Below are 12,389 nucleotides of genomic sequence, written 5' to 3' on the forward strand. Positions count from 1 at the left end.
AGTTCTCGGCGCTGCGAATCAGGCGCGTTCGGCCCAGGCGGCGCGGGTGAAGAATTTCATGGTGACAGCGTGGATGCTGCCATCGGCGATCTGCGGCTGGAGATGGGAGTAGACCTGCTGCTGACGCTTGACCGGGCTGAGGGCCTGGAGCTCGTCGCTGATCAGGTAGAGCTGGAAGTTGCAGCCCTCGCCTTCCACTTCGACCTGGGTATCGGCCAGTTTCGCCTCCAGGAGGCTTTTGACTTCTTGGGCCTGCATGGCGGCACCTCGGCAATCTAGTACAGCCGGCGATCATACAAAAAAACCGGCTGTACGGCGACTGCAATGACCGTCAGGCGTGAGCCTGGTCCGCGAGGGGGAGCAACTCCAGAGCATCCGAGACATCGGCGATCTGCCGTAGCTCGGAGGGCAGGTTGGCGATAGTGAGGGACCGACCCGCGGCCTGGGCATCACGCACCCAGGCCAGCAGCAGCGCCAGGCCGGCGCTGTTGGAGTGCTCGACTCCCGCGCAGTCCAGTACCAGCGGACCGCTGCACTGCCCGATCAGCGCCCCACCCTGCTCGCGCAGGGTCGGCACATTAGCGTGATCGAGGACGCCCGACAGTTGCAGTCGGGCGCCTTCGCCGGTGATGGCGGCGCGGCTCACGAACCAACCTTGGCCTTCTGGGCCTCGGGAGAATCCTTGGCCTTGGCCACGGTGCCCGCCCAGTTGTCGATGGTCTTGTTCAGGTCGCCGTTGTTGTCCTGCATTGCCTGGGCGAACTGGTCACGGAACAGCTTGCCAAGGTTCAGGCCGTTGATGATGACGTTGCGTACCTTCCAATCATCACCCTGCTTGACCATGCTGTACTGCACCGGATACACGGCGCCGTTGTTGCCCTTGACCTCCATGCCGACGCTGGTGCGGTCGGGGCCGTCGGACGGGCCTTCCGGCAGCACGCGGATACCCTGGTTGTTGTATTCCAGCAGAGCGTTGCCATAGAACTGCATCAGGCTGCGCTTGAAGTTTTCCTGGAAGCGCGCCATCTGCTCGGGGGTGGCACCGCGGCTGTAGCGCACGGTCATGATGCTGCGGGAGATCCCCTCGGCGTCCACCACCGGACCGAGGATGCCGTTGAGCGATTCGTAGAAGGCTTCGGGGTTACTGCGGTACTTGTCGCGATTGGCCTGGAGGTCCGACAGCAGGGTATTGGTGGTCTGCTGGATCACGTCGTGGGCCGAGGGCGCCGCCTGGGAGACCAGGGGCAGCAGGGCCAGGATCGCGATCACTCCGTGACGAATTAGCTTGAGCATGGAAAAGCCTCTCATCATTTATTGGCGGAAGAGTCTTTATTGACCGAGTTGAGCAGGAATTTGCCGATCAGATCCTCGAGAACCAGCGAGGATTGTGTGTCACGAATGGTCGAGCCGTCCTTGAGTACCTGCTCGTCGCCACCGACGCTGATGCCAATGTACTTCTCGCCGAGCAGGCCGGCGGTCAGGATCGAGGCGATGGAGTCGGTCGGCAGGTTGTCCACCTGCTGGTCGATCTGCATGGTGACCCGGCCGCGGTAGCTGTTGCGGTCGAGGTCGATGGCGGTGACCTTGCCGATGGTCACGCCCGACAGCGTCACCCGCGATCTCACAGTGAGACCGGCGATGTTGTCGAAGTAGGCATAGACCTTGTAGGTGTCGCGATGGTCGCTCATCGTCAGACCGCTTACCCGCAGCGCCAGCAGCAGCAGTGCGAGCACGCCGGCCAGCAGGAAGAGTCCGACACCGATTTCCTGGGTGCGGGTTTGCATCAGAGATCTCCAAACATCAGGGCGGTAAGAATGAAGTCGAGGCCGAGCACGGCGAGCGACGCATAGACGACGGTACGGGTAGTGGCGCGACCGATGCCTTCGGAAGTCGGCTCGCAGTCATACCCCTGGAAGACGGCGACCCAGGTCACCACGAAGGCGAACACCAGGCTCTTGATCACGCCATTGAGCACATCGCTGAGCATCACGCTGTTCTGCATGGTGGCCCAGAAGGAGCCGTCGTAGACGCCGAGCCAGTCGATGGCGACCATGGCGGCGCCCCAGATGCCCACCACGCTGAACATGGCGGCCAGCAGCGGCATGGAGATGAAGCCGGCCCAGAAGCGCGGCGCGACGATGTACTTGAGCGGGTCCACGCCGATCATTTCCAGGCTGGACAGCTGCTCGGTGGATTTCATGTTGCCGATCTCGGCGGTCAGGGCGGAGCCTGCCCGGCCGGCGAACAACAAGGCGGTCACCACCGGGCCGAGTTCGCGCAGCAGGGTCAGGGCGACCATCTGTCCCACGGCCTGCTCGGAGCCGTACTTGACCAGGATGTTGTAGCCCTGCAGGGCTATCACCATGCCGATGAAGAAGCCTGAAACCACGATGATCGGCAGCGACAGCACCCCTACCGAATAGAGCTGCTTGCCCAGCAGTTGCAGGCCGCTGCCTGCGCCACCGCGGCCGAATACCGCCAATACCAGCACGATCACCGAGCGGCCGATGGCCGCCACGACGTCCAGCCCGGCGCGGCCCAGCCGACGAATCCGCTCCATGGCGGAGACCTTACGCATCAGTGTTTCCCCAGCAAGGCATCGCGCAGATCCGGCGCGGCGAAGTGGAAGGGTACCGGGCCATCGGGGATGCCCTGCATGAACTGGCGCACCCGTGGATCCGGGGATTCGCGCAGTTCCTTCGGCGTGCCCTGCCCCAGCACCTTGGTATCACCCACCACATAGAGGTAGTCGGCGATGCTGGCGGTCTCGGCCAGGTCGTGGGAGACCACGATACTGGTCAGGCCCAGGGCCTGGTTGAGCAGGCGGATCAGCCGCACCAGCACGCCCATGGCGATGGGATCCTGACCGACGAAGGGCTCGTCGTACATGAGGATCTGCGGGTCCAGGGCGATGGCGCGTGCCAGGGCGACCCGGCGCTTCATGCCGCCGGAGAGCTCGTCCGGCATCAATTCGACGGCACCGCGCAGACCTACGGCCTGCAACTTGAGCAGGACGATGTCGCGGATCATTTCCTCGGGCAGCTTGGTGTGCACGCGCAAGGGGAAGGCCACGTTCTCGAAGACGTCGAGATCGGTGAACAGCGCACCGCTCTGGAACAGCACTCCCATTTGCCGGCGCATCTCGAACAGTTCGCCGCGGGATAGCTGCGGCAGGTTGGCGCCATTGACCCAGATCTCGCCGGCGCTCGGCCGCAATTGGGCGGCGATCAACCGCAGCAAGGTGGTCTTGCCACTGCCGGACGGCCCCATGATCCCGGTGACCTTGCCCCGCGGGATGCGGATATCGACCCGGTCGTAGATGAGACGCGTGCCGCGTTTGAAGGAAACGCCCTTCAACTCCACGGCGTACGGGCTATCGACGGTCATCGAAACTCCTAAGGTTCAACTCTGTGCAAGGAGACGTCGCTCCGCTGCGTCAGGGCACGCCTTGCTCGCTGGCGACGGCCCGTGAAAAAAGGCGGCACTATAGCATTCGTCTGTCGATACCCTCGACCTGAGCTGACATTGCTGCCGGTCGCGGCTTTGCGCATATAATTTCCGATTATTCCGTCACCTGCCTTCTGACCCATGTCCGACTCAATAGATTTCATCGCATCCGCCAAGCGCACCATAGAGGTAGAGCGAGCGGCGGTGGCCGCCCTCGGCGAACGCGTCGACGCGACCTTCTCCCAAGCCTGTCGCCTGCTGCTGGAATGCCGAGGCCGCATTGTCGTGCTGGGCATGGGCAAGTCCGGTCATGTCGGCAACAAGATCGCCGCCACCCTGGCCAGCACCGGCAGCCCGGCCTTCTTCGTCCACCCGGCCGAAGCCAGCCATGGCGACATGGGCATGATCACCCGTGACGACGTCATCATCGCCATCTCGCAGTCGGGTACCTCGAGCGAGATCCTCACCCTGCTGCCGCTGATCAAGCGGCTGGGCGTGCCCCTGGTCAGTTTCGCCGGCAACGCCGTCTCCCCGCTGGCCAAGGCCGCCGACGTGAACCTGGACACCAGCGTCGCCACCGAGGCCTGCCCGCTCAACCTGGCGCCGACCTCCTCCACCACCGTCGCCCTGGTCCTGGGCGATGCCCTGGCCATCGCCCTGCTGGAAGCCCGCGGCTTCACTGCCGAGGATTTCGCCTTCTCCCATCCAGGCGGCGCCCTGGGGCGGCGGCTGCTGCTCAAGGTCGAGAATGTCATGCATGCCGGCGCCGACCTGCCACGGGTGAGCGAGGACACCCTGGTGTCCGATGCGTTGCTGGAGATGTCGCGCAAGGGCCTGGGCATGACCAGTGTGATCGGTACCGATGGCCGACTGGCCGGCATCTTCACCGATGGCGACCTGCGTCGGGCGCTGGATCGCGGCATCGACGTGCGTACCACGCCCATCGCAACCGTCATGACCCGTGGTGGTCGAACGGCCAGGGCGCAGATGCTCGCCGCCGAAGCGCTCAAGATCATGGAAGAGTACAAGATCAACGCCCTGGTGGTGGTCGACGAGGACCGGCGACCGATCGGCGCCCTCAACATGGGCGACCTGCTACGCGCCGGGGTGCTGTAGGCCGGGTTATACTGAACGGCCGCTGTGCTCGAAAAACGTGTTCAACCGCCGCCACCTTGCGCGGCCCACTACAGGTAGCCTCATGTTTGGCAGTTTGCGCCGCCCCGTGCTGTTGGTCCTGATCGCCGCCGCGCTCATCGCGATCGGCTACTGGAACATCCTGCCGCAGCGCTTCGTCGACGCCCCGTCCTCGACGAATCCGCAAGACAACGCCATCGATGGCTATGCGCTCAATACGCGGACGATTCAGTATCGCCTGGACGGCAAGGTGCAATACGAACTCAAGGCCGAGCGCAGCGAACACGTCAAGGCCACCGACGTCACCCTGGTGACTCGCCCCGACATGCTGGCCTTCCGCGGGACCGACTTTCCCTGGCATATCCGCAGCGCCCGGGCCGAAGTGGCGCCTGGCGGCAGCCAGGCAGAGCTGATCGACGACGTGCGCGTGGAGCGAACCGATGAGAAAGGCCGCCCGGTGGTGCTGACCACTACTCGTATGACGGTCTTTCCCGACAAACAATATGCGCAAACAGAGCAAGCCGTTAGAATCGACGCTGCCAATGGGGTGACGACGGCCAAAGGCATGAAAGCTTATCTAGAAGACGGCAGAATGCTCCTGCTGTCCAACGTAAGAGGCCAGTATGAGGTTCGTTAAAACCCTCCCCTTTCTGTTCACCCTCGGCGCTACCCTGGGCAGTGCCGCGGCTTGGGCCCTGCCGACCGATCGCAACCAGCCGATTCGCGTGCAGGCCGACAGTGCCGAACTCGATGACAAGCAGGGCGTGGCCGTGTATCGCGGTGACGTGGTCATCACCCAGGGCAGCATGAAGATCACCGGCAACACCGTGACCTTGACCCAGGACAACCAGGGCAACATCAAGGTCGCCACCGCCGTGGGCAAGCCGGCGTACTACGAGCAGAAGCCCTCGGCGGACAAGGACATCGTCAAGGCCTATGGTCTGACGATCCAATACTTCGCCCAGGAAAACCGCATCATCCTGATCGACCAGGCCAAGGTGGTCCAGCAGGGCAACACCTTCGAAGGCGAGAAGATCGTCTACGACACCCAGCGCCAGATCGTGAATGCCGGCCGCGCCAACGGCAGCAAGGTCACCACGCCGCGGCCGCGGATCGACATGGTCATCCAGCCCAAGGACCAGCAGCCGGGGCAGGGACAATGACGGTAACGCTCAAAGCCCAGCATCTGGCCAAGAGCTACAAGGGTCGTCAGGTCGTCCGCGACGTCAGCCTCAGCATCGACAGCGGCCAGATCGTCGGCCTGCTCGGCCCCAACGGCGCCGGCAAGACCACCTGCTTCTACATGATCGTCGGCCTGGTCAAGGCCGATCAGGGCCGGGTGCTGATCGACGACCAGGACGTCACCGCCCTGCCCATGCACGGCCGGGCCCGCGCCGGGATCGGTTATCTGCCGCAGGAAGCCTCGATTTTCCGCAAGCTGACCGTGGCCGACAACATCCTCGGCATCCTCGAAACCCGCAAGGACCTGGACAAGGCCGGGCGGCTGCGCGAGCTGGAAGGCCTGCTGCAGGAATTCCACATCACCCACATCCGTGACAACCGTGGCATGAGCCTGTCCGGTGGCGAACGCCGCCGTGTCGAGATCGCCCGCGCGCTGGCCACGGCGCCCAAGTTCATCCTGCTGGACGAACCCTTCGCCGGCGTGGACCCCATCTCGGTGGGTGACATCAAGCAGATCATCCGCCACCTCAAGGCCAAGGGCATCGGCGTCCTCATCACCGACCACAACGTCCGGGAAACCCTGACCATCTGCGAGACAGCCTACATCGTCAACGACGGCCAGCTCATCGCCGAAGGCACCGCCGAGGAAGTCCTCGCCAACGACCTGGTGAAGGAAGTCTACCTGGGCCACGAATTCCGCCTCTAGGCAAACAGGGCAAAACAAGGCATATAATTTGCTAACGCTCGCAGGTTTCGCGAGGTTCGGTGGCGCTGTTCGCGTCGGTAGACAAGGTGTAATTCCGCAGCCATGAAACCATCGCTAGTCCTCAAGATGGGCCAGCAGCTGACGATGACGCCGCAGCTGCAACAAGCCATTCGTTTGCTCCAGCTCTCCACGCTCGATCTGCAGCAGGAAATCCAGGAAGCCCTGGAATCCAATCCAATGCTCGAGCGCCAGGAGGAAGGCGAAGACTTCGACCAGAGCGAACCCCTGAGCGAAAGCGATGAACTGGCCAACCCCGGCAGCGCCGAGATCAACTTCAAGGAGACGTCGGTCGCCACCAGCGAGATGGCCGACGAGCCCTCCGACTGGAGCGATCGCATCCCCAGCGAATTGCCGGTGGATACCGCCTGGGAAGACATCTACCAGACCAGCGCCAGCAGCCTGCCGAGCAACGACGACGACGAGTGGGACTTCACCACCCGCACCTCGGCCGGCGAGAGCCTGCAGACCCACCTGCTCTGGCAACTCAACCTGGCGCCCATGTCGGACGTTGATCGCCTGGTCGCCCTGGCCATCATCGACGGCATCGACACCGACGGCTACCTGCAGGAGAGCCTGGAGGACATCCACGCCTCCCTCGACCCGGAACTGGAGGTCGATCTCGACGAGGTCGAGGTGGTGCTGCGTCGCGTCCAGCAGTTCGAGCCCGCCGGGGTCGCCGCGCGCAACCTGCGCGAGTGCCTGCTGATCCAGCTGGCCCAGCTGCCGGCCACCCTCCCCCTGCTGGGTGAAGCCAAGCGCCTGGTCGGCGACTACCTGGATCTGCTCGGCAGCCGTGACTACGCGCAGCTGATGCGGCGCATGAAGATCAAGGAAGAGGAACTCAAGCCGGTCATCGAGCTGATCCAGACCCTGCATCCGCGACCGGGCTCCCAGATCGAATCCGGCGAGGCCGAATACGTGGTGCCGGACGTCATCGTCCGCAAGCACAACGAGCGCTGGCTGGTGGAACTCAACCAGGAAGCGGTGCCGCGCCTGCGGGTGAATCCCCAGTACGCCGGCTTCGTCAAACGCGCCGACAGCAGCGCCGACAACACCTACATGCGCAACCAGCTGCAGGAAGCGCGCTGGTTCATCAAGAGCCTGCAGAGCCGCAACGAGACCCTGATGAAGGTGGCGACCCAGATCGTCGAGCACCAGCGCGGTTTCCTCGAATACGGCGAAGAGGCCATGAAGCCGCTGGTCCTGCACGACATCGCCGAGGCGGTGGGCATGCACGAGTCGACAATCTCGCGGGTGACCACGCAGAAATTCATGCACACCCCGCGTGGCATCTACGAACTCAAGTACTTCTTCTCCAGCCACGTCAGCACCGCCGAGGGGGGCGAATGCTCCTCCACCGCCATCCGCGCGATCATCAAGAAACTGGTGGCGGCGGAAAACGCGAAAAAGCCGTTGAGTGACAGCAAGATCGCTGGTTTACTGGAATCGCAAGGTATCCAAGTCGCTCGTCGCACGGTGGCTAAGTACCGGGAATCCTTGGGTATCGCTCCCTCCAGCGAACGCAAGCGTCTGATCTGACGTCTCCTGGTCGCGACCGTAGCCGAGCGCCCCTTGTCCTGTCGGCGAGCAGCTTCGCCGACACAGCCCGGCAATAAGGAGAAGCGGTATGCAAGTCAACATCAGTGGCCATCAGCTTGAAGTGACAGACGCCCTGCGTGACTACATCGGCGAGAAACTCGCCCGCCTCGAAAGACACTTCGACCGGATCACCAACGTCCAGGTCATTCTCGAAGTCGACAAGCTCAAGCAGAAAGCCGAAGCCACTCTCCACGTCGCCGGCGCCGCCGTGGTCGCCAACTCCGAGCATGACGACATGTATGCCGCCATCGATCTCCTGGCCGACAAGCTCGACCGCCAACTGATTAAACACAAGGAAAAATCGATCGAACGTCAGCAGGGCGTAGGCATCCGCTGAGGCTTTGATCGCCGCTTTATGATCAGACTCGAAAACATCCTGACCCCCGGTCGCACCCAGACGGGTGCGCCGGGAGGCAGCAAAGCAGCCGTACTGGAACGCATCGCCGAACTGGCCGCGCAGGAACTGCCCGGCCACGATGCCCAGCACATCTATGATTGCCTGATGGCCCGTGAACGCCTGGGCTCCACCGGCTTCGGCAACGGCATCGCCATCCCCCATTGCCGCCTGGCCGGCCTGCAGCAACCCCTTTGCGTGCTGTTCCATCTGCAACACCCGGTGGATTTCGATTCCCTGGATGGTGCCCCGGTGGATCTGGTGTTCGTCCTGCTGGTGCCCGAAGCCGCCACCGAGCAACACCTTACCCTGTTGCGCCAGATCGCCGGTATCCTGGATCGCGCGGACATCCGCGACCGGCTGCGCAAGGCCAAGGACAGCCAGGCGCTCTATCAGATCGTCGTCGAGGCCCAGAGCGGACACTGACATGCACCTCATCATCGTGAGCGGACGTTCCGGATCGGGCAAGAGTACGGCGCTCAACGTGCTTGAGGACAATGGCTTCTACTGCATCGACAACCTGCCGGCGAGCCTGTTGCCCGATCTCGCCCACCATGCTCTGACCGACATGGAGCGACCACAACCCAAGGTCGCCTTGTCCATCGATGCACGCAATCTCCCGAGTCAGTTGCAACGCTTTCCCGAACTGCTCGAACAGGTGCGCAGTCGCAACATCCGCTGCGATATTCTCTATCTCGACGCCGACGACCAGACGCTGCTCAAGCGCTTTTCCGAGACACGTCGTCGGCATCCGCTGTCCAACCAGGAAAGATCCCTGGCGGAAGCCATCCAGGATGAGCAGGTGCTGTTGTCGCCCATCGCCGACCTGTCCGACCTGAAGATCGACACCACCCACCTGAATCTCTATCAGCTGCGCGACATGCTCAAGCTGCGCCTGCTCAACGCGCCGGAGCCCGGTACCGCCTACCTGGTGGAGTCCTTTGGCTTCAAGCGAGGCCTGCCGGTGGATGCGGACATGGTGTTCGACGTGCGCTTCCTGCCCAATCCCTACTGGAAACCGGAACTGCGCGACTTTTCCGGTCTGGACGCCCAGGTGCGGGAATATCTCGAGCAACAGCCCGAGGTAGAGACCCTGTACAATGACATCCGCGATTACCTGGTGAAGTGGCTGCCGCGTTTCGCGGCCAACAACAGGTCCTATGTGACCGTCGCCATTGGCTGTACCGGTGGCCATCACCGCTCGGTCTACCTGGCCGACCGCCTGGGTCGCGAACTCAAAGACCTGCTCAAGAACGTCCAGATCCGTCATCGCGATCTCTGACGCCCGTTTTTCGCTTCGACAAGGACAGACTCAATGCCTGCCCAACAGATCACCATCATCAACAAGCTGGGCCTGCATGCCCGCGCGGCCGCCAAGTTCGTCGGCGTGGCCGGACGCTTTCCCGCCAGCGTGCGGGTAGGCCGCAGTGGCGAGCCGCCGGTCGATGGCAAGAGCATCATGGCAGTCATGATGCTGGCCGCCGGCAAGGGTACGGTGCTGCAGCTGGAAACGGAGGGCGAGCAAAGCGACGAAGCCATGCGCGCCCTGGTCGAGCTGATCAACAACTACTTCGACGAAGGTGAATGACCGGTATCCGTAACCAGGCCCTGACGTTCATCCATGAAAAAGCCGCCCTAGGGCGGCTTTTTCTATTGCACGTCGACTCAGGCGTTCAGCGCCGCTTCGTAGCGACGGGACACTTCCGGCCAGTTGATGACGTTGAAGAAGGCGCCGATGTACTCGGGACGACGGTTCTGGTAGCGCAGGTAGTAGGCGTGCTCCCAGACGTCCAGGCCGAGGATCGGGGTGTTGCCGGTCATCAGCGGGCTGTCCTGGTTACCGGTGCTTTCCACCACCAGCTTCTTGGCGGGGGTGACGCTCAGCCAGGCCCAGCCGCTGCCGAAGCGGGTCAGGGCAGCCTTGGTGAAGGCTTCCTTGAAGGCGTCGAAGCCGCCCAACTGGGACTCGATGGCCTCGGCCAGGGCGCCCTCGGGCTTGCCACCGGCGTTGGGGGCCATCACGGTCCAGAACAGGCTGTGGTTGGCATGGCCGCCACCGTTGTTCTGCACGGCGCCACGCTTGTCCTGGGGCAGCTTGTCCAGCTGACGAACCACTTCTTCAGCCGGCAGGTTGGCGAACTCGGTGCCTTCCAGCGCAGCATTCAGGTTGTTGATGTAGGTCTGGTGGTGCTTGGTGTGGTGGATTTCCATGGTCTGGGCATCGACGTGCGGTTCCAGCGCGTCGTAGGCGTAGGGCAGCTGAGGCAGAGTGTGCGACATACGGATTGTCTCCATGGTGGCTTTGGTATGGACCCGTCGCGGCGAGGCGACGGGAAGTACGGCTGGTGCGCAGTAGCGCCCCGACTGACCGTAGGCCCGTTCGGTCAAAGGATCCGACCGAACGGGCTATGTCCTAGTGCATTGCTAGGATACTAACGAGTATCGGGGTGAGCTGTCTCGAATTCGACCGGATTTTCTCACGGCGGCTCCCCGGATGTCGTTTTCAGCTCCCGGCCAGGGTCATGCCCTCGATCAGCACCGAGCCGGTCCGCAGGCTGCCTCGACGCTCCACGTCGCTGCCGACGGCGACGATCTGGCGGAACATGTCCCCCAGCCGACCGGCAATGGTGACCTCCTGGACCGGGAACTGGATCTCGCCGTTCTCGATCCAGAAGCCACCCGCACCGCGGGAATAGTCGCCAGTGACCAGGTTGGTGCCCTGCCCCATCATTTCCGTGACCAGGAAGCCCGTGCCCATCTGGCGGATCAGCTCGGCCTGGTCGGCGGCGCCGTGGCTGACGTGCAGGTTGTGCACACCGCCAGCGTTGGCGGTGCTCTGCATGCCCAGCTTGCGCGCGGAGTAGCTGCCGAGCACATAGGACACCAGTTGGCCGTTCTCGACGAAGGGCTTGGCATAGGTGGCCAGGCCCTCGCCATCGAAGGCCGCGCTACCCAGGGCGCGTGGCAGGTGGGGTCTTTCGTCCAGGGTCAGCCAAGCGGGAAACAGCTGTTGCCCCAGGGCGCCTTCGAGGAAGGAGGACTTGCGATAGAGGTTGCCGCCAGAAATGGCGGCGAGGAAGGTACCGAATAGCCCAGCAGCCATCTCCGGGGAGAACAGCACCGGCACCTTGGCGGTGGGCACCGGCCGTGCGCCCAGGCGGCTCACGGCACGCTCGGCGGCGCGGCGACCGATCTCTTCGGCGCTCAGCAATTGGCTACCGACGCGATTGACGTCATAGTAGTAGTCGCGCTGCATGGCCTCGCCGCTGCCGGCGATCATCACGCAGCTCAGGCTGTGGCGGGTACTGGCATAGCCGCCGACGAAACCGTGGCTGTTGCCGTACACCCGGCACCCCTGGTGGGTGTTGAAGGTGGTGCCGTCGGCATTGCCGATGCGACTGTCGGCGGCATAAGCCGCCGCTTCGCAGGCCAGCGCCTGCTCGATGGCCTGCTCCGGGGTGATGTCCCAGGGATGATAGAGGTCGAGATCGGGCAACTCGCCGCGCGCCATCAGCTCGGCGTCGGCCAGCCCCGCGCAGGGGTCTTCCGAGGTGTGCTTGGCGATGGCCAGGGCTGCCGCCACCGTCTCGCGGATCGCCTCCGGACCAGTGGCGGAGGTGCTGGCCGAGCCCTTGCGCTGGCCCACGTAAAGGGTGATGCCGAAGCCCTGGTCGCGGTTGAACTCGACCGTCTCCACCTCGCCCTTGCGGACGGAGGTGGACAGCCCCTGGTCGACCGAGACGGCCACCTCGCCAGCGCTGGCGCCCTGGCGGCGGGCTTCGGCGAGGATAACCTCGACCTGCTCGCGCAATTCGGGAAGCGCGGCGGGACCCACGGCAGCGTTGCGATTCATGACGTTCTCCTTAC

At 63.6% G+C, this 12,389-nt stretch carries 17 protein-coding genes; 9 read left to right on the forward strand and 8 right to left on the reverse strand.

Translation table 11 applies throughout. The features are described 5' to 3' along the window. Positions 1–18: 18 nt before the first annotated feature. The 6 genes from RND78_RS03315 to RND78_RS03340 form a co-directional block, all read right to left on the reverse strand. Positions 19–258 (reverse strand): BolA family protein, encoded by a 240-nt coding sequence (locus tag RND78_RS03315; protein ID WP_007159508.1) that lies wholly within the window; start codon positions 256–258, stop codon positions 19–21. A gap of 73 nt (positions 259–331) precedes the next feature. After that, positions 332–646, reverse strand: coding sequence for an STAS domain-containing protein (locus RND78_RS03320; protein WP_312726043.1), 315 nt, complete (start codon positions 644–646; stop codon positions 332–334). Further along, positions 643–1,293: an ABC transporter substrate-binding protein gene (locus RND78_RS03325; RefSeq protein WP_312726044.1), complete on the reverse strand. Its 651-nt coding sequence runs from the start codon at positions 1,291–1,293 to the stop codon at positions 643–645. Before RND78_RS03325 ends, RND78_RS03320 begins: the two co-directional genes overlap by 4 nt. 14 nt (positions 1,294–1,307) lie before the next feature. Further along, complete coding sequence (mlaD, locus tag RND78_RS03330; protein WP_059226491.1) at positions 1,308–1,784, reverse strand: outer membrane lipid asymmetry maintenance protein MlaD; 477 nt, start codon at positions 1,782–1,784, stop codon at positions 1,308–1,310. Then, complete coding sequence (mlaE, locus tag RND78_RS03335) at positions 1,784–2,578, reverse strand: lipid asymmetry maintenance ABC transporter permease subunit MlaE (protein ID WP_312726046.1); 795 nt, start codon at positions 2,576–2,578, stop codon at positions 1,784–1,786. Before mlaE ends, mlaD begins: the two co-directional genes overlap by 1 nt. Continuing rightward, complete coding sequence (locus RND78_RS03340) at positions 2,578–3,387, reverse strand: ATP-binding cassette domain-containing protein (RefSeq protein WP_312726048.1); 810 nt, start codon at positions 3,385–3,387, stop codon at positions 2,578–2,580. Before RND78_RS03340 ends, mlaE begins: the two co-directional genes overlap by 1 nt. A gap of 201 nt (positions 3,388–3,588) precedes the next feature. Between RND78_RS03340 and RND78_RS03345 the strand changes: the two genes are divergently transcribed. The 9 genes from RND78_RS03345 (at position 3,589) to RND78_RS03385 (ending at position 10,110) form a co-directional block, all read left to right on the forward strand. Next, positions 3,589–4,563, forward strand: a complete 975-nt coding sequence (locus tag RND78_RS03345) for a KpsF/GutQ family sugar-phosphate isomerase (protein ID WP_312726050.1) — start codon at positions 3,589–3,591, stop codon at positions 4,561–4,563. An 82-nt stretch (positions 4,564–4,645) separates the two neighbouring features. Further along, positions 4,646–5,218 (forward strand): LPS export ABC transporter periplasmic protein LptC, encoded by a 573-nt coding sequence (gene lptC / locus RND78_RS03350; RefSeq protein WP_312726051.1) that lies wholly within the window; start codon positions 4,646–4,648, stop codon positions 5,216–5,218. After that, complete coding sequence (gene lptA / locus RND78_RS03355; protein WP_059226486.1) at positions 5,205–5,744, forward strand: lipopolysaccharide transport periplasmic protein LptA; 540 nt, start codon at positions 5,205–5,207, stop codon at positions 5,742–5,744. The genes lptC and lptA overlap by 14 nt, the downstream gene beginning before the upstream one ends. Further along, a complete protein-coding gene (gene lptB, locus RND78_RS03360) occupies positions 5,741–6,469 on the forward strand; it encodes an LPS export ABC transporter ATP-binding protein (RefSeq protein ID WP_312726054.1) in 729 nt (242 codons plus the stop codon). Before lptA ends, lptB begins: the two co-directional genes overlap by 4 nt. A 102-nt stretch (positions 6,470–6,571) precedes the next feature. Beyond that, on the forward strand, positions 6,572–8,068 hold the full coding sequence (locus RND78_RS03365) for an RNA polymerase factor sigma-54 (RefSeq protein WP_312726055.1): 1,497 nt from the start codon (positions 6,572–6,574) through the stop codon (positions 8,066–8,068). 88 nt (positions 8,069–8,156) lie between these two features. Next, the gene (gene hpf / locus RND78_RS03370; protein WP_312726058.1) at positions 8,157–8,465 is read left to right on the forward strand and encodes a ribosome hibernation-promoting factor, HPF/YfiA family; all 309 of its coding nucleotides are present in this window, start codon (positions 8,157–8,159) and stop codon (positions 8,463–8,465) included. An 18-nt stretch (positions 8,466–8,483) separates the two neighbouring features. Next, on the forward strand, positions 8,484–8,948 hold the full coding sequence (ptsN, locus tag RND78_RS03375; protein WP_295463539.1) for a PTS IIA-like nitrogen regulatory protein PtsN: 465 nt from the start codon (positions 8,484–8,486) through the stop codon (positions 8,946–8,948). A gap of 1 nt (position 8,949) precedes the next feature. Further along, positions 8,950–9,804, forward strand: coding sequence for an RNase adapter RapZ (gene rapZ / locus RND78_RS03380; RefSeq protein ID WP_312726063.1), 855 nt, complete (start codon positions 8,950–8,952; stop codon positions 9,802–9,804). Between the two features lie 33 nt (positions 9,805–9,837). Next, positions 9,838–10,110, forward strand: coding sequence for an HPr family phosphocarrier protein (locus RND78_RS03385; RefSeq protein WP_295463536.1), 273 nt, complete (start codon positions 9,838–9,840; stop codon positions 10,108–10,110). A 77-nt stretch (positions 10,111–10,187) separates the two neighbouring features. On the opposite strand, the gene RND78_RS03390 is transcribed toward RND78_RS03385, so the two are convergent. Then, on the reverse strand, positions 10,188–10,802 hold the full coding sequence (locus RND78_RS03390) for a superoxide dismutase (RefSeq protein WP_058760135.1): 615 nt from the start codon (positions 10,800–10,802) through the stop codon (positions 10,188–10,190). A gap of 223 nt (positions 10,803–11,025) precedes the next feature. After that, entirely contained in the window at positions 11,026–12,375 is a 1,350-nt protein-coding gene (gene pmbA, locus RND78_RS03395; protein ID WP_312726070.1) for a metalloprotease PmbA, read from the reverse strand. Between the last annotated feature and the right edge of the window lie 14 nt (positions 12,376–12,389).

It is taken from the genome of Pseudomonas oryzihabitans (assembly GCF_032027545.1).
GTDB classification, from domain to species: domain Bacteria; phylum Pseudomonadota; class Gammaproteobacteria; order Pseudomonadales; family Pseudomonadaceae; genus Chryseomonas; species Chryseomonas oryzihabitans_F.

Bases quoted from the DNA above. Each gene is read 5' to 3' on its own strand.
- RND78_RS03315 (WP_007159508.1), bottom strand. From the start codon at position 258: ATGCAGGCCCAAGAAGTCAAAAGCCTCCTGGAGGCGAAACTGGCCGAT.
- RND78_RS03325 (WP_312726044.1), bottom strand. From the start codon at position 1,293: ATGCTCAAGCTAATTCGTCACGGAGTGATCGCGATCCTGGCCCTGCTG.
- mlaD (WP_059226491.1), bottom strand. From the start codon at position 1,784: ATGCAAACCCGCACCCAGGAAATCGGTGTCGGACTCTTCCTGCTGGCC.
- mlaE (WP_312726046.1), bottom strand. From the start codon at position 2,578: ATGCGTAAGGTCTCCGCCATGGAGCGGATTCGTCGGCTGGGCCGCGCC.
- RND78_RS03340 (WP_312726048.1), bottom strand. From the start codon at position 3,387: ATGACCGTCGATAGCCCGTACGCCGTGGAGTTGAAGGGCGTTTCCTTC.
- RND78_RS03345 (WP_312726050.1), top strand. From the start codon at position 3,589: ATGTCCGACTCAATAGATTTCATCGCATCCGCCAAGCGCACCATAGAG.
- lptC (WP_312726051.1), top strand. From the start codon at position 4,646: ATGTTTGGCAGTTTGCGCCGCCCCGTGCTGTTGGTCCTGATCGCCGCC.
- lptA (WP_059226486.1), top strand. From the start codon at position 5,205: ATGAGGTTCGTTAAAACCCTCCCCTTTCTGTTCACCCTCGGCGCTACC.
- lptB (WP_312726054.1), top strand. From the start codon at position 5,741: ATGACGGTAACGCTCAAAGCCCAGCATCTGGCCAAGAGCTACAAGGGT.
- RND78_RS03365 (WP_312726055.1), top strand. From the start codon at position 6,572: ATGAAACCATCGCTAGTCCTCAAGATGGGCCAGCAGCTGACGATGACG.
- hpf (WP_312726058.1), top strand. From the start codon at position 8,157: ATGCAAGTCAACATCAGTGGCCATCAGCTTGAAGTGACAGACGCCCTG.
- ptsN (WP_295463539.1), top strand. From the start codon at position 8,484: ATGATCAGACTCGAAAACATCCTGACCCCCGGTCGCACCCAGACGGGT.
- rapZ (WP_312726063.1), top strand. From the start codon at position 8,950: ATGCACCTCATCATCGTGAGCGGACGTTCCGGATCGGGCAAGAGTACG.
- RND78_RS03385 (WP_295463536.1), top strand. From the start codon at position 9,838: ATGCCTGCCCAACAGATCACCATCATCAACAAGCTGGGCCTGCATGCC.
- RND78_RS03390 (WP_058760135.1), bottom strand. From the start codon at position 10,802: ATGTCGCACACTCTGCCTCAGCTGCCCTACGCCTACGACGCGCTGGAA.
- pmbA (WP_312726070.1), bottom strand. From the start codon at position 12,375: ATGAATCGCAACGCTGCCGTGGGTCCCGCCGCGCTTCCCGAATTGCGC.